At 62.5% G+C, this 26,847-nt stretch carries 21 protein-coding genes; 9 read left to right on the plus strand and 12 right to left on the minus strand.

Translation table 11 applies throughout. The annotated features are described in order from the left end of the window. Positions 1-226 precede the first annotated feature (226 nt). Both ACFQ95_RS04655 and ACFQ95_RS04660 read right to left on the minus strand, forming a co-directional pair. Positions 227-1,957 (minus strand): putative bifunctional diguanylate cyclase/phosphodiesterase, encoded by a 1,731-nt coding sequence (locus ACFQ95_RS04655; RefSeq protein WP_422829651.1) that lies wholly within the window; start codon positions 1,955-1,957, stop codon positions 227-229. Between the two features lie 34 nt (positions 1,958-1,991). Beyond that, a complete protein-coding gene (locus ACFQ95_RS04660; RefSeq protein ID WP_422829652.1) occupies positions 1,992-3,695 on the minus strand; it encodes a methyl-accepting chemotaxis protein in 1,704 nt (567 codons plus the stop codon). A gap of 236 nt (positions 3,696-3,931) precedes the next feature. On the opposite strand from ACFQ95_RS04660, the gene ACFQ95_RS04665 reads away from it, so the two are divergent. Then, complete coding sequence (locus ACFQ95_RS04665) at positions 3,932-4,585, plus strand: Crp/Fnr family transcriptional regulator (protein ID WP_422829653.1); 654 nt, start codon at positions 3,932-3,934, stop codon at positions 4,583-4,585. Here the strand turns inward: ACFQ95_RS04665 and ACFQ95_RS04670 are convergent. The 4 genes from ACFQ95_RS04670 to ACFQ95_RS04685 form a co-directional block, all read right to left on the minus strand. Further along, on the minus strand, positions 4,553-6,898 hold the full coding sequence (locus ACFQ95_RS04670) for an ATP-dependent DNA helicase (protein WP_422829654.1): 2,346 nt from the start codon (positions 6,896-6,898) through the stop codon (positions 4,553-4,555). The two genes, ACFQ95_RS04665 and ACFQ95_RS04670, sit on opposite strands and share 33 nt — an antisense overlap. A gap of 25 nt (positions 6,899-6,923) precedes the next feature. Next, the gene (locus tag ACFQ95_RS04675) at positions 6,924-8,054 is read right to left on the minus strand and encodes a BamA/TamA family outer membrane protein (protein ID WP_422829655.1); all 1,131 of its coding nucleotides are present in this window, start codon (positions 8,052-8,054) and stop codon (positions 6,924-6,926) included. A gap of 82 nt (positions 8,055-8,136) precedes the next feature. Next, positions 8,137-8,826, minus strand: a complete 690-nt coding sequence (locus ACFQ95_RS04680; RefSeq protein WP_422829656.1) for a substrate-binding domain-containing protein — start codon at positions 8,824-8,826, stop codon at positions 8,137-8,139. Between the two features lie 154 nt (positions 8,827-8,980). Next, a complete protein-coding gene (locus ACFQ95_RS04685; RefSeq protein WP_422829657.1) occupies positions 8,981-9,547 on the minus strand; it encodes a DedA family protein in 567 nt (188 codons plus the stop codon). 84 nt (positions 9,548-9,631) lie between these two features. Here ACFQ95_RS04685 and ACFQ95_RS04690 point away from each other — a divergent pair, with 84 nt between their 5' ends. Beyond that, the gene (locus ACFQ95_RS04690) at positions 9,632-12,184 is read left to right on the plus strand and encodes a DUF3772 domain-containing protein (protein ID WP_422829658.1); all 2,553 of its coding nucleotides are present in this window, start codon (positions 9,632-9,634) and stop codon (positions 12,182-12,184) included. Positions 12,185-12,251: 67 nt separating this feature from the next. Here the strand turns inward: ACFQ95_RS04690 and ACFQ95_RS04695 are convergent, their stop codons facing one another. Next, entirely contained in the window at positions 12,252-12,995 is a 744-nt protein-coding gene (locus tag ACFQ95_RS04695) for a PEP-CTERM/exosortase system-associated acyltransferase (RefSeq protein WP_422829659.1), read from the minus strand. Positions 12,996-13,207: 212 nt separating this feature from the next. Next, complete coding sequence (locus ACFQ95_RS04700) at positions 13,208-14,722, minus strand: exopolyphosphatase (RefSeq protein WP_422829660.1); 1,515 nt, start codon at positions 14,720-14,722, stop codon at positions 13,208-13,210. A 345-nt stretch (positions 14,723-15,067) separates the two neighbouring features. Between ACFQ95_RS04700 and pstS the strand changes: the two genes are divergently transcribed. The 7 genes from pstS (at position 15,068) to phoR (ending at position 21,724) form a co-directional block, all read left to right on the plus strand. Further along, on the plus strand, positions 15,068-16,111 hold the full coding sequence (pstS, locus tag ACFQ95_RS04705) for a phosphate ABC transporter substrate-binding protein PstS (RefSeq protein ID WP_422829661.1): 1,044 nt from the start codon (positions 15,068-15,070) through the stop codon (positions 16,109-16,111). 110 nt (positions 16,112-16,221) lie between these two features. Next, positions 16,222-17,187, plus strand: a complete 966-nt coding sequence (gene pstC / locus ACFQ95_RS04710; protein WP_422829662.1) for a phosphate ABC transporter permease PstC — start codon at positions 16,222-16,224, stop codon at positions 17,185-17,187. Next, positions 17,184-18,068, plus strand: a complete 885-nt coding sequence (pstA, locus tag ACFQ95_RS04715) for a phosphate ABC transporter permease PstA (protein ID WP_422829663.1) — start codon at positions 17,184-17,186, stop codon at positions 18,066-18,068. Before pstC ends, pstA begins: the two co-directional genes overlap by 4 nt. Before the next feature lie 23 nt (positions 18,069-18,091). Further along, entirely contained in the window at positions 18,092-18,871 is a 780-nt protein-coding gene (pstB, locus tag ACFQ95_RS04720) for a phosphate ABC transporter ATP-binding protein PstB (RefSeq protein WP_422829664.1), read from the plus strand. Between the two features lie 13 nt (positions 18,872-18,884). Further along, complete coding sequence (gene phoU, locus ACFQ95_RS04725; protein ID WP_422829665.1) at positions 18,885-19,583, plus strand: phosphate signaling complex protein PhoU; 699 nt, start codon at positions 18,885-18,887, stop codon at positions 19,581-19,583. Further along, positions 19,580-20,317: a phosphate regulon transcriptional regulator PhoB gene (gene phoB / locus ACFQ95_RS04730; RefSeq protein ID WP_422829666.1), complete on the plus strand. Its 738-nt coding sequence runs from the start codon at positions 19,580-19,582 to the stop codon at positions 20,315-20,317. The genes phoU and phoB overlap by 4 nt, the downstream gene beginning before the upstream one ends. A gap of 45 nt (positions 20,318-20,362) precedes the next feature. Beyond that, the gene (phoR, locus tag ACFQ95_RS04735; RefSeq protein ID WP_422829667.1) at positions 20,363-21,724 is read left to right on the plus strand and encodes a phosphate regulon sensor histidine kinase PhoR; all 1,362 of its coding nucleotides are present in this window, start codon (positions 20,363-20,365) and stop codon (positions 21,722-21,724) included. Here the strand turns inward: phoR and ACFQ95_RS04740 are convergent, their stop codons facing one another. The 4 genes from ACFQ95_RS04740 to rho all read right to left on the minus strand — a co-directional run bounded on the left by ACFQ95_RS04740 (position 21,725) and on the right by rho (position 26,728). After that, the gene (locus ACFQ95_RS04740; RefSeq protein ID WP_422829839.1) at positions 21,725-23,077 is read right to left on the minus strand and encodes an MATE family efflux transporter; all 1,353 of its coding nucleotides are present in this window, start codon (positions 23,075-23,077) and stop codon (positions 21,725-21,727) included. Positions 23,078-23,121: 44 nt separating this feature from the next. Then, positions 23,122-24,873: a hypothetical protein gene (locus ACFQ95_RS04745; protein ID WP_422829668.1), complete on the minus strand. Its 1,752-nt coding sequence runs from the start codon at positions 24,871-24,873 to the stop codon at positions 23,122-23,124. A gap of 185 nt (positions 24,874-25,058) precedes the next feature. Beyond that, on the minus strand, positions 25,059-25,331 hold the full coding sequence (locus ACFQ95_RS04750) for a type B 50S ribosomal protein L31 (RefSeq protein WP_422829669.1): 273 nt from the start codon (positions 25,329-25,331) through the stop codon (positions 25,059-25,061). 134 nt (positions 25,332-25,465) lie between these two features. After that, complete coding sequence (gene rho / locus ACFQ95_RS04755) at positions 25,466-26,728, minus strand: transcription termination factor Rho (protein ID WP_422829670.1); 1,263 nt, start codon at positions 26,726-26,728, stop codon at positions 25,466-25,468. Positions 26,729-26,847: the final 119 nt, after the last annotated feature.

Raw genomic sequence — 26,847 nt, forward strand, 5'->3', positions numbered from 1 at the left:
CGCAGGTCTTTATCCGAAGGCGCTGGTGGATAGCTTGCTGCCCCGGCATGAATGAAGCGCTGGACGAAAGTGTCGATTTCAATGTCCGCTTGTGAGGAAAACGTGCAGCTGCTTGGGGCTCGTTTGCGACACTCACGCTTTCCCAAAGCTGTCGGTCACCAAGCTGCTCCTGAGCCAGCTCCATAAACCTTACCCCCATCCGGCTGACGTTCCCCGCTTATCTACGCTAAACCTTTTGCACGAGCTGCAGTCCCAACAACGCCTCAAACTGCGTCGCCGGCAGGGCTTTGGAAAACAACCAACCCTGGTAGCAGTCACAACCGTGCTCGCGCAGAAAGTCGAGTTGCTTGGTTTGCTCCACACCTTCTGCCACAACGCTCAGGTGCATGGCATGGGCCAGTGCCAGCACCGCGCGCACCAGGGTGGCGTCGGCTTCGCGTTCGGCAATCGGTTGGATGAAGGCACGGTCGATCTTCAAGCGGGTGATGGGGAATTCACGCAGATAGGCGAGTGAGGAGTAGCCGGTGCCAAAGTCGTCGAGTGCAATACCAACGCCAAGTTGGCATAACTCGCGCAGCAGGTCCTTGGTTTGCTGAGGGTCGGCCATGGCTTCGGATTCGGTGATCTCCAGCTCTATCAGTTCCGCCGGGGTGCCGAACTCGGCCAGTTGTTCACCCAGCCGCTGCGCCAGGCGTTGCTGGCGAAACTGCCGCGCCGACAGATTGATGCCGACCCGTAGCGGTGTACCCGCGCGCGCCCAGGCGGCGGCTTGCTGGCACGCCGAACGCATCACCCATTCGCCCAACGGCAGGATCAAACCCGAGGCTTCGGCGATGGGGATGAAGCGTGCGGGCGCGATCTCGCCGAGTTCGGTGTCATGCCAGCGCAGCAGTGCTTCGGCGCCGATGATGCGCCCGCTGAGCACGTCCACTTGCGGCTGGTAGTGCAGCATCAGACCTCCGGTCTCCAAGGCCAGTTTGAGCCGTTCCTGCAACTGCAGCTTTTCTCGCATCTGCGCGCCCATGCTGGCCGAGTAGACGGCGAAGGTGCCGCGGCCTGCGGCCTTGGCGCGGTACATGGCCATGTCGGCATAACGCAGCAAGGTCTCTGCGTCTTGCGCGTCGCGCGGGCACACCACCAGGCCAATGCTGCCACCGAGCTGGATTTCGTTGCCGTCCACCAGGGCCGGGCGGCCCAGCGCGGCCAGCAGCTTGCTGGCGACCTGGGTGGCATCGGCCACCTCCAGTATCTCGGGCAGCAACACGATGAATTCATCACCACCGAGCCGGGCCAAGGTGTCGGCACCACGCAGCACAGCGGCCAGCCTGTGGGCGACTTCGAGCAGAATCTTGTCGCCCACGGCGTGGCCATAACCGTCATTGATGGATTTGAAATCATCCAGGTCGAGCAGCAACAGCGCCAGGGGCCGTCGCTGGCGCAGCGATTGGGCCAGTGCCAGGTTCAGGTGCTGGTGGAACATCCACCGGTTGACCAGGCCGGTCAGGCTGTCGTGTGTGGCTTGGTACTGCATCTGCTGCTCCATGCGCTTCACGCCTGTCATGTCGCGCACGAACACCACGGTGGCGATGCGTTTGTCGGTTTGGCATTGGCTCAAGGAAATGTCCACCGGTACGGAAATGCCGTCGCGGCGCAACAGCGACAGGTTGCCCAGCCGGCCCATGGGGCGCCGCATGGGGTGCTGGGCGTGGCTGCGCACGTTGGCATGGTGGCGTGTGTGCATGGCCGGTGGCAGAAATACCTCCACCGGCAGGCCGACCAGGGCCTCGGCGCTATAACCCGAGATTTGTGCCATGGTCTCATTGGCCAGCAAGATGGTGCCATTCAGGTCCACCAACATGATGCCGTCTGGTGCCGAGGCAATGATGGCCCCGGCCACACTGTCCAGCAGTCCGCTGCTGCGGCTGTGTTCACCATAGTATTCGGTGGTCCGAACCAAAGGGGGGCAAGGGGTAAGGTCTCCGTACATCAGTTCAAGTTCCTGTGACCGTGGCCATGGGGGCGCTGCGTCGGCCTGGGGGTGGCGAGCCGTCCGACACCAAGGTCAGCGAAGCGCGTTGTGCCCCAGTGGTGCCACCTGATCGCCCCGCCGAGGGCGCGCTGACGTTCGCTGCAGGTGCGGCCACCGGATGGCTGCGAAACACATTCACGGCCTCTGCCAGCTCTCCCGCGCGCTGTTTCAGTCCATCTGCCGCCGCCGAGCCTTGCTCCACCAGCACTGCGTTTTGCTGCGTCATGGTGTCAAGTTGGCGAATGGCCGTGTTGATCTCGGTCAATACTCCGGCCTGGCTCGCGGTGGCAAGGCTGGATTGCGCCATCAGCTCGGCGACCTGCTGCACCTGTACAACGATGGACTGCATGGTGGCGCTGGCGGACTCGACCAGGTGTGCGCCGTCAGACACGCGGGCCTCGCTTTGGCCGACCAGGGTTTTGATTTCCTTGGCGGCGGCGGCACTGCGTTGCGCCAGGGCCCGGACCTCTGCGGCCACGACCGCGAAGCCACGTCCCTGCACACCCGCGCGCGCAGCCTCCACCGCCGCATTCAAGGCCAGCAGATTGGTCTGGAATGCAATGCCTTCGACCGTGCCTATGATGCTGCCGATATGAGCACTGGCTTCGGCAATCTGCGCCATGGTGGTCGCCACCTGGCCGACCACTTTGTCGCCCGCATGTGCGGCCTGCACGGCAGAACCGGCCAGCGTGGCCGATGCCCGCACGTTGGCGGCATTGTGTTGGATATTGGCGGTGATTTCGGCCACGGCCGCGGCCGTCTGCTCCAGGCTGGCGGCGGCTTCTTCGGTGCGGCTGCGCAGCGTGTGGTGGCCTTCGGCCACGGCTTTGCTGGCGTGCAGCACCCCGGTGGCCTGCAGACTGACATCGTCGACCAGCGAACGCAGATTGAGTCCGGACTGGTTGACGGCGCGCAGCAGCATGCCGACCTCGTCGATACGGTTCAACTGAAGGGGGACGGTGACTTGGCCGGCGGCCACTCGGCGCGCCTGGCCGAGTATCAACTGCAAAGGCCGCGTGATCTGCCGCTCCAGCCAGAGGCCATAGGCGAGCAGGCTGATGCTGCTGCCCGCGCACCACAGCAGCAGCGTGGCGTGGGGCACGCCCGATGCCATCACGGCCAGCAGCAACAGCGGCCACAGGATCAACAGTGGCAGATTGATGCGCCAGCGCAAAGACAGGGTTTGCAGCGCCGACCCGAGCGCGAGCACGCCCGTGCGCACCACCAGGCCCTGGCGGAAGGCCAGACGTCCGGCGCGCCCCTGGCGAAAACGTTGGTACAGCGATTCGGCGGCGGCCACTTCTTCGGCGCCGGGCCGCGTGCGCACCGACATATAACCCACCACCTGCTCGCCACGCAGCACCGGCGTGGCATTCGCGCGCACCCAATAATGGTCGCCATCGCGGCGTCGGTTCTTGACCAGAGCCGACCAGGACTGGCCTGACTTCAGCGTGGCCCACATGTCGGCAAAAGCCTGGCGCGGCATATCCGGATGCCGCACCAGGTTGTGTGGTTCACCCATCAGCTCGGCGCGGTCGAAGCCGCTGGCTTGCACAAAAGCGGCGTTGGCATAACACACGCGGCTTTGCAGATCGGTGGTGGACAACAGCGTCGCACCAGCGTCAATCTGATGTTCGCGCTGGCTCACTGGCAAATTGGTTCTCATCGGCGCACAGTCACAACGAATGGATGAAGCTGGGCATGATGCGCAAAAATTTAGTTCTAAAGTAACAGCAATTTGATCTGAATGTGACGAATCAGCCAGTTTGCGAACCGTGAACCGCAGAGTAGGCGGTTACGCTGAAAATTTTGGAGACGTTTGTGAAGCAGGAGGGGCTGGGAACGGGGACTGAGACTATGGGCGGCGCCGGCGCGCGTGTGCGGCCGCCGCAGAAACGCTGCATGGACTGTGCATGCCGGGACCTTTGTCCGGTGGGCCGGCTGCCTCTGCCCGAGCGTGAAGGCTTTGTGCCACTGATGCGTGAGTTTGCTTTCCGCAAAGGGCAGGTGCTGGCGGCGCAAGGCGAGATGTCACCTAGCCTGCGCATCCTCAAGACCGGCACACTTTTGCTGCAACGGCGCAGCCGCGAGGGCCGCCAACGCGTGGTCGGTTTGACGGGCCGGGGCCAGACCCTGGGTACGTTTGCGCTGCTGGCGCAAGCCAATCCATTGTCGTATGTGAGCAGCACGGCCGGGCGTTGCTGCGAACTCGACTTTGCCGTGGCGCGTGGGCAGGGAGTGCTGAGCGGGCGCTTCATGTCGGGTCTGGCGCTGGCGCACATGCATGAGTTTGGCAAGCTCACCGATTGGGCCCACGCCATGCGCATGGGCGGCGCGCGTGATCAATTGTTTGCTGTGTTGCAGTTGCTGTGTCTTGAACAAGGCAGTAGCTGTGTGCGCCTGCCCAGCCAAACCGTGCTGGCCGAGCTGCTCGGTACCACCCGTGAAACGGTGGCCCGCAGCCTGCGTGTGCTGGAAGCGCAGCAGCAATTGGTGCGCCGAGACCGGTGGCACTGTGAGCTGCTACAGCCTGTGCAGCGACCACCAGGCGGGTAGCAGCCGCCGAATTTCGGCGCGCGCAAAGCGCTGGTCGAGCAACAACAGCGTGCCCTGGTCTTGGGGTGTGCGGATCACGCGGCCGGCGGCCTGCACCACTTTTTGCAGGCCGGGAAAGAGGTAGGCGTAGTCGTAGCCGCTGCCACCGCTGTGGCCGAAAGTGGCTTGCAGGCGTGCGCGAAACTGCTCGTTCACAGGGTTGACCTGGGGCAAACCCAGTGTGGCGATGAAGGCGCCGATGAGGCGGTCACCTGGCAGGTCTATACCTTCCGAGAACACGCCGCCCAGCACCGCAAAACCAATGCCCCGCCCACCGGGCACAAAGCGCGCGAGAAACTGCGTTTGCTCAGCCTCCAGCATGCGGCGCGATTGGCGCCAGATGGGCACGTCGGGGGCGTGCAGCGCAAACGCATCGGCGGCTTGCTGCAGGTAGTCGTAGCTGCTGAAGAAGGCCAGGTAGTGGCCCGGCAAACGGCTGTATTGCGCGGCCATTTGTTCCGCCATGGGCTGCAGGGAGGCCGCGCGGTCGTTGTAGCGCGTGGAGATATGGCGTGCCACCTGCACCGTCAATTGGTCTGCGCTAAATGGTGCAGCCACGTCTATCCACGCGCTGTTGGCGGGCAGGCCCAGCATGTCCTGGTAGAAGTGGCGCGGGCTGAGTGTGGCCGAGAACAACACCACGGCATGGGCATTCGCCAGGCGCTGCGCTAGGTGCGGCGCCGGTACCACGCAGCGCAGTGTGAGGCGCGAAGCGGCCGGGTCCTCGGCCGGACGTTGAATATCGAACAGCGAATGCTGCCGCAAGGGTGCCGGCGGCGTTGTGTCCGATGCGGCGGACGCTTCACCCTGGAGCGGGTCCACCAAGCCATCTGCCAAGCCCTCCGCCAGGCGCACAAACTGCGCAGTATCGAACTGAAAGCGTTGCAATGCGGGCTCGACCTCGGTCGGGTGCTCGGCGAAATATTCGCCTATGGCATTGCTGGCGTTTTGCAGCGCGCCGAGAAACTTGGCCGGAACAGTGTCGAACGCGGTGTAGGCCTGGGTCAGCGGTTTCAGCAAGGCCAGCCACTGGCGGTGCAGCCGGTCCAGCGGCTTTTGCAGTGCTGCGGGGGCCGTTCGGCGCAGCAGGCGCAGGGCGATGTGATCCAACGTGGCGCTGTACATCTGGCGCGCGCGCTCCAGCAGGTTGTGCGCTTCGTCTATCAGCAGCGTGACGCGCCATTCGTTTTGCTGCGCTAGGCTGTGGAGCAGGGCGCTGCTGTCGAAATAGTAGTTCACATCGCCGACCACCAGGTCGCTCCAGCGCACCATTTCCTGGCCCAGGTAGTAGGGGCAGACTTGGTGCTGCAGCGCCACGTCACGCAGGGCGTTGCGGGCCAGCAAGGGCTGGATGGTGGCACTTTGGCGTGCGGCCGGCAGGCGGTCGTAAAAACCTCTGGCGAGCGGGCACGATTCGCCGTGGCAGGCTTTGTCGGGGTGTTCGCAGGCTTTGTCGCGGGCCACCAGTTCCAGGATGCGAATGGCTTGCTTGGGGCTGGTCTGCAGTTGCTGCGCAGCGTCCAGTGCCAGTTGCCGACCAGAGGTTTTGGCGGTGAGAAAGAACAGCTTGTCCACGTCCTGGCCCGGCATGGCCTTGAGCGCCGGGAACAGCGTGCCCACGGTTTTGCCAATGCCGGTGGGCGCTTGGGCCAGCAGGCAGCGCCCGGCGCGCTGTACCTGGTAGACGGCCTTCGATAGTTCGCGCTGGCCGGTTCGAAACGCGGGATGCGGAAACGCCAACGCTGCCAATGCCTGGTCGCGTTGTGTTCGGTGCGTTTTTTCTTGTTCTGCCCAGTCCAGATAACGCGCGCATTGGGTGTGAAAGTGTTCTTCCAGGCGCGCGGCGGTGGCGGTCTCAGAAACCAGCGTTTCCTGTTGGGTGGTGATGTTGAAGTACACCAGGGCCAACTGCAGTTGCACAAGGCCGCGTTGCTGGCACAGCAGCCAGCCGTAGATGCGCAGTTGCGCCCAATGCAGGGCGCGCTGGTTGGCCGCTTGCGCTGCCAGATCGCCGCGGTAGGTTTTGATTTCTTCCAGCTGTTGCAGCGCCGGGTCAAAACCATCGGCGCGGCCACGCACCAGCAGCGGCCCATGCTGGCCTTGCAGGCTGATCTCGGCCTCGTAAGCCGGCGCGCGCCGGCGGCGCACGCTGGCGTGGCCCAACATGCCTTCAATGGCGCTGGGGCTGGGGGTGAAGCGCAGGTCCAGGTCGCCGGCCTTGGCGGTGAACTCGCACAACGCGCGCACGCTGACGGTGATGGGGGGAGTGTGCATGCGCTTGGTCGTACTTCGGGGCCGTTTAAAACGGGTGCCCGAAGCGTAAATAAAAACCCTGGTTGTCGCCGTTGCCTTTGGCGAACTCGGCGCTGATCAGCATGTTTTCCTTGGGCTTGAGGATGTAGAACACACCCACACCGGCCATGGGGTACAGGTTGTCGCCGCTGCAGGATTGGCCACCGCCATAAAGGCAGCTCAACCCGGCAAAAGCCTTGGCGCCCCACTTGGCCTGGAACATGTAGCGGTTCTCGGCCTCCAGCGTGAGCACGTTCTGGCCAAGGTACTGGCCGCGTGTATAGCCACGCATGGAGATGGAGCTTTGGTTGGCGACCGGGGCGTCATGTGTCCAGCCTGCATTGCCATGCAGAGCTACAACATTGCGTGGCGAGGTGCTTTGGTACCAGCGCAGGTCGCCGGCATAACTGTCGTATTGGTTCTCGCCTCCCATGAACTTGCGGAAGGCCTTGTTGTTCAGGCTGGCCATCACGCCATCGGTGGGGTTGTTGACGTTGTTGCGTGTGTCATAAAGCAAGCTCAGGCCCAGCGCGGCGGAGTCGCTGCCGGTGACGCCGACCTGGTCGAGCACGTCGCTGGAGATCGGGTCCTCGCCGTCGATGGCGAAGTTGCCCTTGAGCAACTGAGCCCCTATGTACCAATGCGGCGCGAACGCATGCAGATAACGTGTGTAGAAGCCATGCATGTTTTCTTCTGCGTGCACCTCGATGCCGCTGCCCAGATAGTCCTGGTAGTCGTTGTGGATCTTGCCGTTGAAGACGGCGGCGATCACGCGGTCGCGATCCTCGTTGAAGTACAGCCGCGCAAACACACTCATGACCTGCGAATCGCTGTCGGAGCGCTTGGCCTGCAGCCCCACCATGGACGGTGAGGATGCGGCGTCGAAGCGCGTCACGTAACCGGCCATCAAGCCCAGCGACGAACCCAGCTTGGGACTGCTGCTGACCAAGGGCACGAGCAGCCAGGGTGAGCGCTCGTGGCGCGCCGCGAGGCTGCTGTCTTCAGTCGTGTTGGCCGTGGTCGCCGGTGTTGTGTTGCCGCTTTGGGCCTGGGCGACTGGCGCATGCAAAACCAAGGACAGAAGACCTAGGCCGATCCAGCAGCCGGCGCGGTGCCTGGGTCGTGGCATTTGTAACATGATGCGGCCCTAGAGTTGTTCCAACATCATAGTGCCGGGCGTGCGCTCGGAACCAGCGTCCGGCGCGCCCATTACGTGGCCATCAGGCCGGGTCCATCCCCTGTGCCCGCTTGGCCGCCGCGGCGGTGGGCGCGCCCATGAAGGCGATCAAGGCCTTGGCCAGCTCGGGTTGTGTCGAACTGCTGGCCACGCCGGCAGAGAAGGTGGTGGTGATCTGGATCGCCGGTGGCAGCGGGCCCAGCACGTCGATGCCGCTCAAATGGATGAGTTCGCTGAGTTGCTGAAAGCCGAGTTCCACTTCGCCCTTGGCGACCAGCGAGCCCACCGGCACGCCCGGCGGTGCCTGCACGATGCGGCTGCTGATTTCTTCGGTTATGCCCCAGCGCTCGAACAGCTTGGCCAGTTGCACGCCGCTGGGGCCGGTGGAGTAGCTCAGGCTTTTGGCGGCCAGCACGGCGGCCTTGACCGCCTGTTCCGAGCCTATGTCGATCTTCGGTGCACCTGCGCGCACGGCAATGGCGACGCCCGAATGCGCCAGGTCCACGCGGCTGCCCGCCAGCAGCTTGCCGGCGGCGATGAGTTGGTCGATGGCGTTGGATGCCAGGGCCACCACGTCGAAGGCTTCGTCGGCCTGCACACGTTTGGCCGCATCGACGCCGCCCACCGACTCCAACTGCACGGTATGCGCTGTCTGGGCCTGGTATTGAGAGATGAGTTCGGCCAACACCTGTTTGGTGGCCATGGAGGAAATCAGGCGAATCTGTGATGCCATGCGGCAAGCTCCTGGAAAAACGTCGGGGGTGGGCGGAAATTACAGCACATCCCGCACCGCCGAACGATGCGATTCCGGTTATAGCTGCTATGGCATCCATAGCTGTTGACGCACATTCCGTGCGCTGCCGAGCCGGTTTTTTCTCAAGCCTTGGTCAGAGCTTGCGCCAGGCCCGAAAACGCCAGACCAGGGCGCCCAGCCCCAGCAGCACAAGCCCCGCCAAAAGCCACAACAGCCAATGTTCATGCGGCCGCAAATCTCCTAGCCATTGGTGGGCCAGCGCCACCAAAAAAGTGCCGAACAGGCCGAACACAATCGCCCAGACCACCGCACCGACTGCGCTCAGCAGCACAAACAGCCCCGCCGGCAAGCGACCTAGGCCCAAGGCCAGCGGCAGTATGGCGCGCAAGCCCCAGGCGTAGCGGATGGCAAGGCTTGCCAGCACCGGGTGGCGCTCGGCCGGGCCCAGCACTCTGAGCAGCTTGGTTTGCAGGGCCGGATAACGTTGCAGCACGGCCTGGCCATGGCGCCGTGCCAGGTAGAAATACAGCAGGTCGCTGACCATGGCCGCGCCCGCCGCGCAGGCCATGACCCAGTGCAATTGCAGATAACCCTGGCGCGCGGCGTAGGCGCCGGTGAGCAGCATGGTGTCGTTCTCGAAAATGCCTATGCTGGCGATGGCGTAGTAGCCGTACTGCTGTATCAGGTCCGGGAGATGCATGCGCGGATTGTGCCGACAAAGTGTTGCAGCGAGTGGTATGGGGCGTGATCGGTTTCCGGTGCCGACATGCCAGAATGCCCAGACATGAAACGATTGTTCAAGACGCCTTTCTCCCTGTTCTCCCGGACGTGCTGGCTGTTGCTGCTGGCGGCGATATGGCTGCACCCGGCGGGGCGCCTGGCTCTGGCGGCCCCGGCAGCAAGTGAATTAACTTCGGTCCGCGAAGAGATAGACCTGCAGAAGCTGCGCAGTCAGCTCGACAAAGTTCAGGCCGAGTTGGCCAGCCCGCAGCCTGAAGAACGCATGCAGGAACTGCGCGAGGTGGCCACACGCAGCGTGGTCGACGGCCAGGCGGCGGCGGTGCAGCTCGCCCCCAAGCTGGCCGAGGCCAAGGCACGCCTGGCGGAACTGGGCGCAGCGCCGACGACCGGCAAGGAGGCGCCAGAAATCGCGCGCCTGCGCAAAGAGTCGCAGGACGAGGTGGCGGCGCTGGACACCAAGGTCAAGCTGGCGAAACTGCTGGCGGTGGAAGGCCAGCAGGCCGAAGAGCAGATACGGGTGGCACGCCGCTCGGCCTTCCAGAGCGAATTGAGCAGCCGCACGCCGTCCATCCTGTCCGATCGTTTCTGGCGTGAACTGCAGTCAGGCTCGAAAGAGGACTTTCAGCGCACAGAACATCTGGTACAGAACGCGTGGCGTGTGGCCAGGGCGATTCCCGCCACGGCCATTGTTGGTGCGCTGGTACTGGCTGCACTGGTGGTGCTGCTGCGCTTCTGGCTTGGCCGCGGCTTGCCGCGTTTGCTGGCCGCGCGGGTACCGGCAGGGCGCTTGCGCCGTTCTTTGTATGCTTTTTTGCATGTGGTGTTGAGCGCGCTGACGCCGCTGGTGCTGATCGAAGTGGTGGCGCTGGGTTTGAGCTGGCTGGCCACGCAGGATGACGAACCGCAGCGCCTGCTGCGCATACTGTCCGGCCCCTTGTGTTTTGGCGGTTTTGTGGCGGGGCTGGGCCAGGCCCTGCTGTCTGCCGAACGGCCCAGTTGGCGGCTGTTGCCCATGCCGGACAACGTGGCCAATGGGCTGCGTTATTTCCCGCTGGTATTGGCGTCGGTGATGGTGCTGGCTTGGCTGGCTGACCGCTTTTATGGCCTGCTGGACACCAGCCTGGCGACAACCGTGGCGGTGCATTGCATTCTGGCGCTGGCCATGGGTGGGGTGCTGGTGTTGGCGGTGATGCGTGGCCGCCGCCTGCGTGACGCTTATCTGGCCGAACAGTCTGCGTCTGCCGATGGCGCCCAGGGCGAAACCAATGATGGTCGCGACGGGAGCGACAGCGCCGATGGCCGCGTGGGCAGCGCCAAGCTGCGCAAGCCGCCTTTGTGGTTGCAACTGGCGGCGATTGGTGTGTGGCTGGTGCTGCTGGGCGGCATCGCCAGCCTGCTGCTGGGCTACGTGGCGTTTGGCTCGTTCATGTTGCGTCAGGTCGTCTGGAGCACCTTGGTTGTGGCCACGGCTTATTTGTTGGGCGTGCTGATTGTGGATGTCTGCGAAGCCTGGCAAGGCCAATTGCCGGATAACACAGCCACAGAAGACGAAAAAACCAAGCTGCGCCTGCACCGTCAGTTGGCGGTGTGGGTTAGCGGTGGGCTGCGTCTGGTGCTACTGGCCCTGGCCATGCTGCTGGTGGTGGCACCCGTGGGCGAGGGGCCGCTGGAACTGTTTGCGCGGGGCAATACCCTGGGCCAGGGGCTGATGATAGGCCAGGTCAGCCTGCGCCCCGGCTTGCTGCTGCAGGCCGCGTTGGTGCTGGTGGTCTGCCTGGTGCTGGTGCGCTTGCTGCGCCGCTGGCTGCGTGACAGCCTGATGCCGACCACCCGCATGGACGCCGGCATGCGGACTTCGGTGCTGACCCTGGTGAACTACGTGGGCATCGTGGCCGCCGTGGCGCTCACCTTGTCCGCCGTGGGCATCAGCCTGCAGGGGATTGCCTGGGTGGCCAGCGCCTTGTCTGTGGGCATTGGTTTTGGCCTGCAGGCGGTGGTGCAGAACTTCGTCTCCGGCCTGATCCTGCTGGCCGAACGGCCGGTGAAGGTGGGTGATTGGGTCAAGCTGGACACGGTAGAGGGGGATATCCGGCGCATCAATGTGCGCGCCACCGAGATCCAGTTGGGCGACCGCTCCACGGTCATCGTGCCGAACTCCGAACTCATCACCAAGGCCGTGCGCAACATCACCATGGCCAACCCGCTGGGCCGTGTGCAGGTCTTGCTGCCCATGCCCTTGGACACCCATGCCGCTCAGGTGCGCAGCCTGTTGCTGGCGGCCATGGCCGCGCAAGAGGGGGTGTTGAGCACGCCTGAGCCGTCGGTCGCGCTGGAAGGGCTGGATGCGCAGGGGCGGCTGATGTTCATGGCCACCTGTTTTGTGGATTCGCCGCGCAATGCCTACAACACACGCAGCGCGTTATGGTTCGTGGTGCTGGAGCAATTGCGTCTGGCCGGCCTGCCGCTGCACCCGACCCAGCGCATGCAGCTCAGCGGCGCGGCAGAGGACTCAACCGATGCGGCTGCGTCCAAGCTTGGGCCGCCAGCAGCGTTGGTATCTTCAGACCCGGGCAAGACGGACAGCCCTGGCGGTTGATGTAAACATCTGAAGCCAGGGCCGAGCCCACGCCTTCACACACTGCGAAGGCTTGAGCGGCGCTTCCCTAGTGTTTGTAGGCCGAGTCCAGCTGCTCGTGGATGGTGTTCCACAGCGGCTTGATCAGCAGGCGCAAATCGTCGTACATGCCTTGCACCCGCATCACCGATGGAATGCGTTGGCCGCGATGCTCCACCGGGCCGCCTATGGGCTGGATATGCACACCCAGCTTGCCAAAGTGTTCGGCCAGACGGGGTTCGGTGAGTGTGAACAGATATTCAATGCCATGGCGCTGAGCCAACAACACGGCACCCATGTACAGGCTGACGGGAATGAACGGGAAGCGCGGTTGTTTGTCGTCGCCGAAATCGCCGTCGGAGATGACGGCAGCGCTGTTCTGTTCACCCTTGCGTCTGCGGAACTCGGCCAGCACCGCCAGGCGTGATACCTCGGCAATGCGGTCACGCGGCAGCTTGGCGGGGTCTATGATGGAGCGGTCCAGCGTGTTACGGCAGGTCAGCTCGAAGGGCAGAGGCGCGTTGCGTTCGTTGGGGTCGGTGAACACCACGCGGGCACAGCCTACGGGGCGAAGTGGTTCACGCGCGGTACGCAACAAACAATGTTTCGAGCGCTGGTCGTATTGGTCGGTCTCGCGCTGGTCGGCCCGTACAGGCTCAAAGCCCAACTCGCGGGCGTAGACATCGTGGCGGATGAAAAAGACTTCGTCCACACTGCTGGGATCGAGTGCCGGGGCAATCGAAAAATAGCTCTTGTAACCGTCGCTTAAATTGGCTCTTCTGCTCTCGGACATGCAATCCTCTGAATGGCTTGGTGATGCCACGTTCTCTTGTTTGAAATCTCTGGGCCGCGTGCAAGATGTGCCGCCGCCTCGTGCTTATATACCCAAAAAAGTCGTTCTTAATCTGTAATTGTTTTACTCAGCCAGGCGTTGGATTTCAAGGGGGCGGGCCCTAGTCCGCGTACCTTGGTGACAGTTGTGGCCATGGCCGTTGCGGTGGCGCGTCAAACCCCCGTGACCAGCAGCGTCCAGGGCGTTTTCTGCCAGGCCGCGACTTCTTCGCGCAACAGATGCGCCGACTGCGGGTAGGCATCGGCCCAACCATCGGGACAGGACAACACAAACTTCTGTTTCTGCGCGGGCGAAGCGGCCAACTGCAGTCCGGCGACTTCGGGATCGCGCCGAGCATGGCACAAGATCACCGAAAGGCGCAGCGCCAGCAGTTGGTGGATGAAGCCTGGGTCGAGCAGGTCGATCTCGAGCTTGCGCAGCTTGCCGCGATGGCCCAGCACCAACTGGCTCAGGCGGTGCAGCTCGGGCAGCGAAAAACCCGGTGCGTGGGCGTTCTCCAGGATGTAGGCGCCATGGCGGTGGTAGTCGCTGTGCGAGATGTGGCTGCCGATCTCGTGCAATTGCGCGGCCCAGGCGAGTTTGCGTTGCGCCTGTTCGAACTCCACATCGCCATCCGTGGGCACACCAGCCGGGTGCTGGAGCTGGCCGTAGAGCAGGGTGGCGGTGCTTTGCACACGGGCCATCTGGGCGGCATCGGTGTCAAATTTTTCGGCCAGACGGTTGACGGTGGCGGCGCGCAGGTCGGTGTGCACCTGTTCACGCTGCACCAGGTCGTAGAGCACACCATGGCGCAGGGCGCCATCGGCGGCCTGCATCTGCTCTATGCCCAGCAGGTCGAACAGCGCGTACAGGATGCTGATGCCGCCGCCTATCACCAGGCGGCGATCGTCCTTGATGCCTTCCAGGCGCAGCTTGTCGACGTGGCCGGCCTTGAGCAATTGCTCCATGATCCAGTTCAGGCCGTGCCGGTCTATGGTGTCTTTGGGCCAGCCTGCCGCGTTCAACACATCCGCCACCGCACCGACGGTGCCCGAGGCGCCATAGGCCGTGTCCCACTGACTGGGGCGGTAGATGCTGATGGCCTCATCAAGCACCGCCTTGGCAGCGATTTCGGCGACACGAAAGGTCTCAGGTGTGAGCAGGCCGTCAGGGAAATAATGCATGGACCACGACACACTGCCCACGCGGTAGGACTCGGTGGTTTCCGCCTCGTAGCCCTGGCCGAGGATCAACTCGGTGGAGCGCCCGCCGATATCGACCACCAGCCGGCGTTCGTCGGATTGCGGCAGCAGTTGCGCCACGCCCTGGTAGATCAGCCGGGCCTCTTCGCGGCCGGGGATCACATCGACGTGAAAGCCCAGGATTTCCGCCGCGCGGTCGAGAAACTCCTGACGGTTGCGTGCTTCGCGCAGGGTTTGGGTGGCGACGGCGCGTACCTGGTGGCGCTCAAAACCCGCCAGCCGTTCGGCAAAACGTGCCAGGCAGTCCCAGCCGCGCTGCATGGCCTCTTGCGAGAGCATACGTTCTGCATCCAGTCCGTTGCCCTGGCGCACGGTCTCTTTTAAATATTCGGTGCGGTGGATTTGCCCGTTGTCTAGGCGACCGATTTCCAGGCGAAAACTATTGGAGCCAAGGTCCAGTGCTGCGAGAAGAGTTCCGTTTTTCATGAAATGAGGCCGATTTTGTGCGCAGCATAGCACCTGCAGGCTGAAGGGATGCGGGCTTTCCAGCCTGTGGATGCTATCTATTGCGTAGCTGTCTGCGTATGAATGGCGGGCATTGCGGCGCATTTTTTTATTCCATGACGCTTGAATACAACAGCCTCGCCTCGAAAAGGCGCGTGCCCGTGCGGCAACGGCCGTTGCTTCGTCCACGCAAGAGGGTGAATTTGTCACATGCTTGTCATACAAGCGTCTTAAATTCTCTTCATCGCAGTTCACGCTGCGTGGAGAGTGAGCTGAGCGCTCTCGCTGTTTTGACCCCTTTGCCTAACTTACCGAAAAGGTACTGAGATGAAATCTTCCTTCCAAATCGCCCTGACCAGCCTGGCTGGTGCCGCTGTGTTGTCGTTTGCTGGCGTGGCCAGCGCGCAGGACGTGACGGGTGCTGGTGCGAGCTTTCCCGCGCCGCTGTATTCGAAGTGGGCTTCCGATTACCACAAGGCCACGGGTGCCAAGATCAACTACCAGTCGGTGGGTTCGGGCGCTGGCATCAAGCAAATCGACGCCAAGACGGTTGACTTCGGCGCTTCCGATGCACCTTTGACCGACGAAGAACTCAAGGCCAAGGGCCTGGTGCAGTTCCCCACCGTGATTGGTGGCGTGGTGCCCGTGGTCAACATCGCTGGCATCAAGCCCGGCGAGTTGAAGCTGAACGGCCAAGTGCTGGGCGACATCTACCTGGGCAAGATCACCAAGTGGAACGACGCTGCGGTCAAGGCGCTGAACCCCAGCTTGGCATTGCCTGATGCCGCCATCGCACCCGTGCGCCGCGCTGACGGTTCCGGTACCAGCTTTGCCTTCACCAACTACCTGAGCCAGGTGAACCCCGAGTGGAAGAGCAAGGTTGGCGAAGGCACGGCCGTGAACTGGCCTACCGGCGCGGGTGGCAAGGGTAACGAAGGTGTGGCCGCATTTGTCGGTCGCCTGCCAAACTCCATCGGCTACGTGGAATACGCCTACGTCAAGCAAAACAAGATGACCTACGCCTTGATGCAGAACGCCTCGGGTGCCTTTGTGTCGCCTGACGACAGCGCCTTCAAGGCTGCTGCTGCCGGCGCCGACTGGGCCAAGAGCTTCTACCAAATCCTGAACAACAAGCCTGGCAAAGACGCTTGGCCTATCACCACCGCCACCTTCATCCTGATGCACAAGGTGCAGGACAAGCCAGCCCAAGCCTCGGCTTCGTTGAAGTTCTTCGACTGGGCCTACAAGCAAGGCGACAAGACCGCCGACGACCTGGACTACGTGCCCATGCCCGACAGCGTGAAGCAAATCATTGCCAAGGCCTGGGGTGAGATCAAGGACGGCTCCGGCAAGTCCGTGGACTTCAAGTAATTCCTGAACATACAACCCTGGGGACTTCACAAGTGTCTTCTACACTACCGCTCAACGAAACCGCCCTGGGGTTGCCTGGCTCATCGGCCGGGCGGGGGGGTGAGCGATCTATGACCATTCCTCCTGCACCTCGCGCCCGTATTGCGGGCCCGCTGGCTGATCGGCTGTTCGGTATGGCGGCCAAAGGGGCAGCGTTGCTGACCTTGGCGCTGCTGATCGGCATTCTGTTCTCTCTGGTGGTGGGTGCCTGGCCCGCCATCTCCAAATATGGCCTGAGCTTTGTCACCAGCACGGTCTGGGATCCGGTACAAAACGAGTACGGCGGTCTGGTGATGATTTACGGCACGTTGATGACGTCCATCATCGCGCTGCTGATCGCCGTGCCGGTGAGCTTCGGCATTGCGCTGTTTTTGACCGAACTCTCGCCGGCCTGGCTCAAGCGCCCGCTGGGCACCGCCATCGAGCTGCTGGCAGCTGTGCCGTCCATCGTTTATGGCATGTGGGGTCTGCTGGTGTTCGGTCCGATCCTGTCGACCTATGTGCAGCAGCCGCTGCAGAGTCTGCTCAACGGTGTGCCGTTTCTTGGTGCGCTGGTCTCCGGCCCGCCCGTGGGTATAGGCATTTTGTCGGCCGGCATCATCCTGGCCATCATGATCATTCCGTTCATCGCCTCGGTAATGCGCGACGTGTTCGAGGTGACCCCGCCGCTGTTGAAGGAATCGGCCTACGGCCTGGGTTCCACCACCTGGGAAGTGGTTTACCGTGTGGTCTTGCCGTACACCAAAACCGGTGTGATCGGCGGCATCATGCTGGGACTGGGGCGTGCTTTGGGTGAAACCATGGCGGTGACGTTTGTCATCGGCAACATGAACCAACTCGATTCGCTGAGCCTGTTTCAGGCGGCCAACAGCATTACCTCGGCCCTGGCCAACGAATTTGCCGAAGCCGGCGCTGGCTTGCACCAGGCGGCCTTGATGTACCTGGGCCTGGTGCTGTTCTTCATCACCTTTGTGGTGCTGTCGCTGTCCAAGGTGTTGCTGGTGCGTCTGAAGAAGAATGAAGGAGCCAAGTCATGAGTACTGGCGAAAACCTGTTGCGTGCGGCCGATCTGGCGAGCACGCGCCAAGCCAAATACAACCAGCGCAAACGTGTCAACCAGGTGGCCTTGGTGCTGTCTTTGGCGGCCATGGCCTTTGGTGTGTTCTGGCTGGTCTGGATCCTGGTGGAAACCGTGCGCTTGGGGCTAGGTGGCCTGGCCTTGAGCACACTCTCCGAAATGACACCTCCGCCGAACGAAGACGGCGGCTTGGCGAACGCCATTTACGGCTCGGTGCTGATGGTGGGCATGGCCACGTTTATTGGCACACCGATAGGCATCATGGCCGGCATCTACCTGGCGGAATATGACACCAAGGGATGGCTGGCCCATGTGACACGTTTTGTGAACGACATTCTGCTGTCGGCACCCAGCATCGTCATAGGCTTGTTTGTTTATGCCGTGGTGGTGTCGCAGTTCAAGTCGTTCTCCGGTCTGGCCGGTGGCCTGGCCCTGGCGCTGATTGTGATTCCAGTGGTCATCCGCACCACCGAAAACATGCTGCAACTGGTGCCGGCCGGCCTGCGCGAAGCGGCCTACGCTTTGGGCACGCCCAAGTGGAAGGTGATCATCAGCATCACGCTCAAGGCTGCGCGTGCAGGTGTGGTGACCGGTGTACTGCTGGCGGTGGCGCGTATTACCGGCGAGACCGCACCACTGTTGTTTACCGCGCTGAACAACCAGTTCTGGACTTCGAGCATGACCGACCCCATGGCCAGCCTGCCCGTGACCATCTTCAAGTTCGCCATGAGCCCCTATGAAAACTGGCAGAAGCTGGCTTGGGCTGGCGTGTTCCTGATCACCATCGCCGTGCTGGGCCTGAACATTCTGGCCCGTGTGCTGACCCGCGAAAAACACTGATAGACCTCAACATCTAAGCGAATATGCAAGCGACCATCCAATCGAATGAAACCGCGAAGATTTCGGTCAAAGACCTGAACTTCTATTACGGCAAGTTTCATGCTCTGAAGGGCATCAATCTGGAAATCCCAGAGAAGAAGGTCACGGCCTTCATCGGCCCATCGGGCTGTGGCAAGTCCACACTGCTGCGCACCTTCAACCGCATGTTCGAGCTTTACCCCGAGCAACGTGCCGAAGGCGCCATCGTGGTCGACGGCGAGAACCTGTTGACATCCAAGAGCGACGTGGCCTTGATCCGCGCCAAGGTCGGCATGGTGTTTCAAAAGCCCACGCCGTTCCCAATGTCGATCTACGACAACATCACCTTCGGCGTGAAGTTGTTCGAGAATCTGAGCGCCACCGACATGGAAGAGCGTGTGGAATGGGCCCTGCGCAAGGCCGCGCTGTGGAACGAAGTGAAAGACAAGCTCAAGCAAAGCGGTTCGGGCCTGTCCGGCGGTCAGCAGCAGCGTCTGTGTATTGCCCGCGGCATTGCCATCAAGCCTGAAGTGCTGCTGCTGGACGAACCATGCTCCGCGCTGGATCCCATCTCCACCTCGAAGATCGAAGAGTTGATCACCGAGCTGAAGGCCGATTACACCGTGGTCATCGTGACCCACAACATGCAGCAGGCCGCGCGCTGCAGTGACTACACCGCTTACATGTATCTGGGTGATCTGATGGAGTTTGGGCCCACCGAAGAAATGTTCTTCAAGCCCAAGCGCAAAGAGACCGAAGACTACATCACGGGCCGTTTCGGCTAAGGAGCAAGAATCAATGGACAAACACCTTTCCACGCAGTTCGACAGCGAACTCAATGGCGTGTCCGCCCGCGTGATGGAGCTAGGCGGTCTGGTCGAATCCCAGATCCGCAATGCCATCTATGCCTTGTCGCAGTTCAGCGATGACGTGGCGGCCCAGGTCAACGACGGTGAACAGCGTGTCAACGCCATGGAAGTCGAAATCGACCGCGACCTCTCCAGCATCATCGCCCGCCGCCAGCCTACCGCCCGCGACCTGCGCCTGCTGATCGCCATCTCCAAGACCACCGCCAATCTGGAGCGCGCCGGCGACGAAGCGCACAAGATTGCACGCATGGCGCAGTCCATCATCAAGAGTGGCGCCTCGCGTTCGCTGCCCACGCGTGACCTGAATGTGGCCGCCGATCTGGCCTCGGGCCTGCTGCGCAAGGCGCTGGACGCGTTTGCCCGGCTCGACACCGTGGCGGCCGTAAGCATCCTGAAGGAAGACGACCTGATCGACCAGGAATTCGACGGTTTTGTGCGCAAGCTCATCACCTACATGATGGAAGACCCGCGCACCATCTCCGCCAGCCTGGACCTGCTGTTTGTGGCCAAGGCCATTGAACGTATTGGCGACCATGCTAAAAACGTGGCCGAATGCATCATCTACATCGTCAAGGGCGAAGACGTGCGCCATGCGACGATGGCTCAAGTGGAGTCTGCGGTTCAATGAGAAACATACCTCGGGTTCTCATCGTTGAAGATGAGCCGGCGATTGCCGAGCTGATCTCGGTCAACCTGCGCCACAGCGGCTTTCAGCCCACCTGGGCCATGGACAGCGTCACCGCGCGATGCGAACTCGACGCCGTCCTGCCCGATGTCATCCTGTTGGACTGGATGCTGCCGGGTGAAAGCGGTTTGTCGCTGGCGCGCAAATGGCGTGCCGACCCACGCACCAAGGCTGTGCCCATCATCATGCTCACCGCCCGCGGCGATGAGACGGATCGTGTGGCCGGCCTGGATGCGGGGGCTGACGACTACATCACCAAACCTTTTTCCACCAAGGAAATGCTCGCCCGCATCCGCGCGGTGTTGCGCCGCCGTGCGCCCGAGCAAGCCGGTGGCGAGGTGACGATTGGCGAACTGGTGCTGGACGCCGGCACTTATAGGGTCAGCTTTCAGGGCAACCTGGTGAAGATGGGCCCGACCGAATTCAAGCTGCTGCACTATCTGATGCAGCATGCCGAACGTGTGCACAGCCGCGCACAACTGCTGGATCGCGTGTGGGGCGACCATGTGTTCATCGAAGAGCGCACGGTGGACGTACACGTCAAGCGCCTGCGCGAAGCGCTGGGCGCCGGTGGTGTGATGATAGAGACGGTGCGTGGCGCGGGTTACCGCATCACCTCGCAGCCACAACCCAAGGCGGCGCCCGTTGCGGAGAAGTCCTCGGCAACCGTCGCCTGATCCGCGATTGCTTGCGGTTTCTGATTTGTGCTGAACACCTAGGCGATGCTGTACCGCTCTTTCTACTTTCTGGCCTGCCAACTGTTGGGCGGCGTGATCGGCTGGCATTTTCTGGGGCGGCATCTGGGCCATGATCGTGGTGCCTTGGTCGGGCTGGCCTTGTCCAGCGTGGTCTGGCTGGCGATTGACCTGATCCGTGCCGGGCGCGTATTGCGCTGGCTGCGTGTCGGCGATGTACGCGAAGCGCCGCAGATGCATGGCGTATGGGGCGAGGCCACCGACCGCATGCGCCGGCTGCTGCGCCAATCGGAGCAGGTATCCACCGATTTCGAGCGCCAGCTCAGAGAGTTCCTGGCCGCCATTCAGGCGTCGCCCAACGGTGTGGTGCTGCTCAATCCCACAGGTCACATCGAATGGTGCAACCAAGTCGCGGCGGAGCATTTTGGACTGGACCTGGAGCGCGATGTGCACCAGCAAATTGGCAACCTGGTGCGCGACCCGGCGTTTGCCGCCGGTTACGCGCGTGCCGTGCCGGGCGCACGCATTCTGATGCTGGGGCGCACCAGCACGGCTTCGCGCCCCGTGCGTCTGGCGGTGCAGATGCACCCCTATGGCGACGGCCACCGGCTGCTGCTGTCGCATGACGTGACGGCGCTGGAGCAGGCCGAGGCGATGCGGCGAGACTTCGTTGCCAACGTCTCGCATGAGATTCGCACACCTTTGACGGTGTTGTCGGGTTTTGTCGAAACGCTGCAGAACTTCCCGCTCGAAGAAGCCGAGCGGCGGCGCTACCTCGACCATATGGCGCAACAGGCCGACCGTATGCAGTCGCTGGTGCAAGACTTGTTGACGCTGTCGCGTATCGAGGGCAGTCCCATGCCCGGCTCCAGCGACTGGATCAGTCTGCGCAAGCTTTACGCCGAATGCACACACGAGGCGCAGGCCTTGTCGGCCTTGTTGACCGCAGGCAAGGGCAAGTCCCATATGCTGCATTTTGGACCGGTGCCTGAAGGCGAGATCAGCGGTGTGTCCAGCGAACTGCAAAGCGCCATGTCCAACCTGGTGGGCAATGCCGTGCGCTACACCCCGGCGCCCGGGCGCATCGATGTGGAATGGCAAACCCAGGCCGATGGACGCCTGGCGTTCTCCGTGCAAGACACCGGCCCGGGCATTGCGGCCGAGCACATCCCGCGTATCACCGAACGTTTCTACCGTGTCGACACCAGCCGCTCGCGCGAGACCGGCGGCACAGGCCTGGGCCTGGCCATTGTGAAACACGTGCTGCAGCGCCATGGCGCCGAGTTACGTATCGAAAGCACGCTGGGGCAGGGCTCACGCTTTGCGATTCTCTTTCCGGCAAACCGCCTGCGGCTGGCTACCAGCAAAGAAAAAGCGGTCTTGGCTTAATCAAGCTGCACTGATTGCTTCGTCGCGGCGCACGGCGCGCGCTAGCGTAATTGCAAAAATGATAGCGGTTGCCGCCAGTGCTGCGGCGCTTGCAGCCCAAAAAGCTTCAGGCTTTTGCATGGCGGGCCAGGCACCTATGCCATGGTAGGCCAGCGCAAATCCACCCAGCAAACCCACGCCCCACAACATTACGCTGTAGACCAGCAATGGCCACAAGGTGATGCCATAACTGCGCAGCACAAACACCGCCACCGCCTGTATGGCATCGGCCAGGTGGTACAGCGCCACCCAGGCCAGCAGGCTGCTGGCGGTGAGTACCACGGCGGGGCTGCGGCTATAGGCCTCGGCCAGCGGCACACGGGCCAGCCACATCGTGCCGGCCAACACCAGTGCACAGCCGCCGGCAAGCCAGAAACCGCTGCGCAGCGCGAGTTTGGCCAGGTCTGGCTGCCCAGCCCCACGCCAGTAGCTGACACGGGCGCTGGTGGCAATGCCCAGTGACAACGGCACCATGTACAACACGGCGCCCACATTGGCGGCGATCTGGTGGCCGGCCGAGGCCACACTCCCCAAGCGCGCAATAAACAAGGCCATCAAGGTGAACGAGGTGACCTCCACCATGATGGACAAGCCTCCTGGCAAGCCAAGGCGCAGCAAGGGGCCGAGTTGCTGCCTGTCCGGCGCCTCCAGCTTCTGCCATAACGCGTAGGGCCTGTAGAGTGGCTGGGTGCGCAGGTTGAAGATGGCCAGCATCAGCATGCCGTAGTTCACCAGCACCGTGGCCCAGGCGCAGCCCACGGCACCCTGCGCCTGCAGGCCCCAGCCACCAAAGGTGAACCATATGGAGAGCGGAATCTTCAGTGCCAGTGAACCGAGTTGCACCCAGGTCACCAGGCGCGGGCGGCCCAGCCCCTGGTTCAGCGTGCTGTAAACCCGAAACAGCAGCGCCGGTGGCAGGCCCAGCGCCAGCACCGCCAGGTAGCGGCTGACTTCTTGTTGCAGGTCTAGCGGCACCTCAGCCCAACGCAGCAGGGGGCCGGGGTTGAGCAGCAGCCAGATGCCCAACAAGCCGCCGACCAGGCAGATGTAGAGGGTTTGGCGCAAGGCCCGGCCCAGTTCCAAGGGACGGTTGGCGCCGTGAAATTGCGCCCAGATCGGCAGCATGGACTGCAGCATGCCGGTGAGCCCGACGTAGACGCTGACAAAGGTGGCCGAGCCGACGGAGAGCGCTGCGAGGGCGTGTTCGGAGTAACGTCCGGCGACCACGGTGTCGGTCACGCCGAAGGCCATCACGGCCAATTGGCCCGCCAGCACGGTGGCCGCATGGCGGGCGATGGTGTTGCGCTCGGTGATGCCTTTTGCTGCGTGTTCGACGGCGCGCTTGGCGCCCGTGTCCGTCAAGGTCGCACGCGACGGTACAGCTGCATATCGTCGTTGGTTTGTGTGCGCCGCTTCAGGTTGACACGCAGCTTCCACTGGGACATGTCAACGTGCTGCGGCAGCAAGCTCATGTCGGCGGGATCCACCAGCAGCCACTCACACTGTGCCTGGCGTCGCGCGGGCTGCAGCTTGATCTGGCCGTGGAACTTGAACGCGGCGATCTGTCCGCGGTCTAGTCCAAAACGTTCGACGCAGCTCTGCGGCGCCTCGGCCTGGATCACCGGCATGATGTGGCGCACCATGGGGGCGTAGCTGCGGGCGAAGTCGAGCGCCGGCATCCATAGCGTGGTGAGCAACAGCCAGCACAGCGCGGTGCCGCCGGCCGGCAGCACCAGGCTTTTCCAGATGGCTGAGCGGTGGCGCCCCACGCGCCATTTCACCAGCCATGCCCAGCCCAGGGTCGCGGCCAGGGCCACGGCAAAGGCAAAGAGTGAAAACGTCGGTGTAAAGCCGGGCGCGAGCTTGGCCACGTTGGCGGCGGGCTGCTTGGGAAAACCGGTCTGCATCGCGATCCAGATCACCCAGATGCAAATCCCTGACACCGTGAAGAACAGCAGCGTGAACCAGTCGATCGCTGCCGCCACGGTGCGGCTCAAAGTGGGCAGCGCAAAGGCGGCCAGTGTGGCCAGCGCAGGCAGGGCCAGGAGCAGGGAGCGGTCGGCCGAGTGGGTTGTGATGGTGGTGCCCAGTCCCACGGCGACAAACAGCAGGGGCAGCATGAGATGGCGTCCCAGAGGGCCGCTGAACAGCTGCTTGCGCCAACGCCACAAGGTCCAGAGCGCCAGCGGCCAGACGGGCCAGACAAACCACAACAACAGGCGCAGCAGGCTGCCCCAGTCGCGCCATGTGGCTTGTGGCAGGTCTATGCGCCAAATCCATTGGTTCCAGTGCCAGGCCAGGCCCGAGGCCACAAGCGTGACAGCCAGGACGTAAGCGGTCCAAGCCAGGCTGCGGTAGTCGGATGGTGTTTCCAGTGGCGCCCAGCCGGTGGCTTGCGCGGCCAAGGTGCGGCGCTCGTGGCGGTCCAGCACGGTGATCACCGATCCCCCCAGGCCCAGCCACGCGGCCATCGCGGGTGCGCCGGAAAGCGCCAGGCCTATCAGCCCCAGGGCAATCCCGATGGCGGGCACTACCAGCCGGTACGGCATGGCGGCCAGCGCGAAGAAGGTCAGCGAAGTGAAGCCAAGTTGTGCCAGTGCGGGCGTGGTTTCGTGTGAAAGCTGCGCCAGGCCCAAGCAGGCGATCAATGCCAGCAGACCGCCATCGGCCATGGCGCGCGCATAGTCGGCCGGATGGGCCTCACCACCAAAGGCGAATGCCACCGGCTGGGCGCTGGGGCTGCGGGCCAGGTAGTAGACGGCATACCAGGTGGCGACCAGGCTCAGTGTCAGTAGCAAGCCGAATGGAATACGGGCTGCAAAGTCGGGCGCCACAAAGGCCGGAGCCGATTGCATGGCCCACGCACCTAGCCAATAAGGCACCAGGGCTTCAATTTCAGGTTGCAGCCCCTGCATGGACGGTTGAAACCAATCGCTGTGCCCCTGCGCCAACTCCAGCATATAGCCGAACGACATCATGTCGGATGTCTTCCACGGCTCGCGGCCAAAGAAGCCGGACAACACATAGGCGATGCAGAACAGCAACAGCGCCAGCCGGGGCAGACGGCGCACGGCGCTTTGCGCCACGATGGCAGGGGTTGGATGGTTCACAGAAGTCGCAATGTAATGTGTTGGTGTGCAGGCGTCAGAAAAACCGCCGAATTTTGCCTGAGCGCGTGCGCTGGGGCAGTGCGGGCATACATCAGCGCTTGGGATTGCCAGGCTTGTGAATCAGGCAGGCAACAAAAAAGGCAGCGCGGTAAACACCGGGCTGCCTTTTTGGGGGAGGCAAACGCTTATTCTGCAGCCTTGGCGGTAGCGCCAGTCTTGCCGAAACGGTTGCGGAAGCGCTCCACGCGGCCACCCATGTTGTCCACAGACTTTTGCGTGCCGGTGTAGAAGGGGTGCGACTCGCTGGAGGTATCGAGCTTGTACAGCGGCAGTTCGCGGCCGTCATCCAGCTTGATGGTTTCCTTGGTGTTGACGCACGAGCGGGTCACAAACTTGAAGTTGTTGGACAAGTCCAGGAAGCAAACTTCGCGGTAGTTAGGGTGAATGCCGTCTTTCATGTTTTTTCCTTGTTCAGTTGCGCTAGCCGGTCGTGCCCTGCGTAATCGATTTACACATGGAAAAGCACGGCCACTTTTCGCGAATAGCCTGCGATTATGGCATAAATCGCAGGGCGTATGCAATTTCGGTTGCCTTAGCCGCCGCGGCGCATCATGTCGAAGAATTCGACATTGGTCTTGGTGGCCTTCATGTTCTTCAACATGAGTTCCATTGATTCGATTTCGTCCATGTTGTACATGAACTGACGCAGGATGCGGCTCTTCTGCAGGATCTCGGGGGCCAGCAGCAACTCTTCGCGGCGCGTGCCGCTGCGGTTGAGCTGGATCGACGGAAACACGCGTTTTTCGTACAGCCGGCGGTCCAGGTGGATTTCGCAGTTGCCCGTGCCCTTGAATTCTTCAAAGATCACTTCGTCCATGCGGCTGCCGGTGTCGACCAGGGCCGTGGCGATGATGGTCAGCGAGCCGCCTTCTTCGACGTTGCGCGCCGCACCCAGGAAACGCTTGGGGCGTTGCAAGGCGTTGGAGTCCACGCCGCCGGTCAACACTTTGCCGGAAGAGGGCACAACGTTGTTGTAGGCGCGGGCCAGGCGGGTGATGGAGTCGAGCAGGATCACCACGTCTTTTTTTAGTTCGACCAGGCGCTTGGCGCGCTCGATCACCATCTCGGCCACGTGCACGTGGCGTGCTGCAGGTTCGTCAAAGGTGGAGGCAATCACCTCGCCCTTGACCGAGCGCTGCATTTCCGTCACTTCTTCGGGGCGCTCGTCCACCAGCAAGACCATCATGTGGCTGTTGGGGTAGTTGGCCGCGATGGCGTGGGCGATGTGCTGCATCATCACCGTCTTGCCGCTCTTGGGCGGGGCCACCAGCAAGGCGCGCTGGCCTTTGCCTATGGGCGCGACGATGTCGATGATGCGGCCGGTGATGTTTTCATCACCCTTGATGTCGCGCTCGAGTTTCATCTGTTCCTTGGGGAACAGCGGCGTCAAGTTTTCAAACAGCACCTTGTGCTTGTTTTCTTCGGGCCCGCCACCGTTGACCTTGTCGAGCTTGTTCAGTGCAAAGTAACGCTCACCGTCCTTGGGCGTGCGCACCTCGCCTTCGATCATGTCGCCGGTGTGCAGATTGAAACGACGCACCTGGCTGGGGCTGATGTAGATGTCGTCGGTGCTGGCGGTGTAGCTGGTGTCGGGGCTGCGCAGAAAGCCAAAACCGTCGGGCAAGATCTCCAGCACACCATCGGCAATGATTTGCTCGCCGGTACGGGCGCGCTTTTTGATGATGGCAAACATCAGCTCCTGCTTGCGCATGCGGCCAGTGTTCTCAATCTCAAGCTCTTCGGCCTGTTTGAGGACTTCAGACACGTGCAGTGCCTTGAGTTCGTTTAAGTGCATGGAGTGACTCCGGAAGGGAGTTCAAAGAAGAAAATTCGGGGGGGTTTTGAGGAGGCTAGAGGGGCCTCACAAACCGGGTGCTCGAGCCAAGCTGCCCAAGGCAGTCATCAGCGAGTTGA

Origin of the sequence: Variovorax sp. HJSM1_2 (assembly GCF_049316285.1) — a bacterium.
Taxonomy (GTDB): Bacteria; Pseudomonadota; Gammaproteobacteria; order Burkholderiales; family Burkholderiaceae_C; genus Rhodoferax_B.

What these genes read in the sequence shown, in the direction of transcription:
- pstB (WP_422829664.1), top strand. Translation starts at nt 18,092, where the DNA reads ATGCAAGCGACCATCCAATCGAATGAAACCGCGAAGATTTCGGTCAAA.
- ACFQ95_RS04695 (WP_422829659.1), bottom strand. Translation starts at nt 12,995, where the DNA reads ATGTCCGAGAGCAGAAGAGCCAATTTAAGCGACGGTTACAAGAGCTAT.
- phoR (WP_422829667.1), top strand. Translation starts at nt 20,363, where the DNA reads ATGCTGTACCGCTCTTTCTACTTTCTGGCCTGCCAACTGTTGGGCGGC.
- phoB (WP_422829666.1), top strand. Translation starts at nt 19,580, where the DNA reads ATGAGAAACATACCTCGGGTTCTCATCGTTGAAGATGAGCCGGCGATT.
- ACFQ95_RS04680 (WP_422829656.1), bottom strand. Translation starts at nt 8,826, where the DNA reads ATGGCATCACAGATTCGCCTGATTTCCTCCATGGCCACCAAACAGGTG.
- ACFQ95_RS04670 (WP_422829654.1), bottom strand. Translation starts at nt 6,898, where the DNA reads ATGCACACTCCCCCCATCACCGTCAGCGTGCGCGCGTTGTGCGAGTTC.
- ACFQ95_RS04690 (WP_422829658.1), top strand. Translation starts at nt 9,632, where the DNA reads ATGAAACGATTGTTCAAGACGCCTTTCTCCCTGTTCTCCCGGACGTGC.
- pstA (WP_422829663.1), top strand. Translation starts at nt 17,184, where the DNA reads ATGAGTACTGGCGAAAACCTGTTGCGTGCGGCCGATCTGGCGAGCACG.
- ACFQ95_RS04660 (WP_422829652.1), bottom strand. Translation starts at nt 3,695, where the DNA reads ATGAGAACCAATTTGCCAGTGAGCCAGCGCGAACATCAGATTGACGCT.
- pstC (WP_422829662.1), top strand. Translation starts at nt 16,222, where the DNA reads ATGACCATTCCTCCTGCACCTCGCGCCCGTATTGCGGGCCCGCTGGCT.
- pstS (WP_422829661.1), top strand. Translation starts at nt 15,068, where the DNA reads ATGAAATCTTCCTTCCAAATCGCCCTGACCAGCCTGGCTGGTGCCGCT.
- rho (WP_422829670.1), bottom strand. Translation starts at nt 26,728, where the DNA reads ATGCACTTAAACGAACTCAAGGCACTGCACGTGTCTGAAGTCCTCAAA.
- ACFQ95_RS04675 (WP_422829655.1), bottom strand. Translation starts at nt 8,054, where the DNA reads ATGTTACAAATGCCACGACCCAGGCACCGCGCCGGCTGCTGGATCGGC.
- ACFQ95_RS04665 (WP_422829653.1), top strand. Translation starts at nt 3,932, where the DNA reads ATGGACTGTGCATGCCGGGACCTTTGTCCGGTGGGCCGGCTGCCTCTG.
- phoU (WP_422829665.1), top strand. Translation starts at nt 18,885, where the DNA reads ATGGACAAACACCTTTCCACGCAGTTCGACAGCGAACTCAATGGCGTG.
- ACFQ95_RS04685 (WP_422829657.1), bottom strand. Translation starts at nt 9,547, where the DNA reads ATGCATCTCCCGGACCTGATACAGCAGTACGGCTACTACGCCATCGCC.
- ACFQ95_RS04700 (WP_422829660.1), bottom strand. Translation starts at nt 14,722, where the DNA reads ATGAAAAACGGAACTCTTCTCGCAGCACTGGACCTTGGCTCCAATAGT.
- ACFQ95_RS04750 (WP_422829669.1), bottom strand. Translation starts at nt 25,331, where the DNA reads ATGAAAGACGGCATTCACCCTAACTACCGCGAAGTTTGCTTCCTGGAC.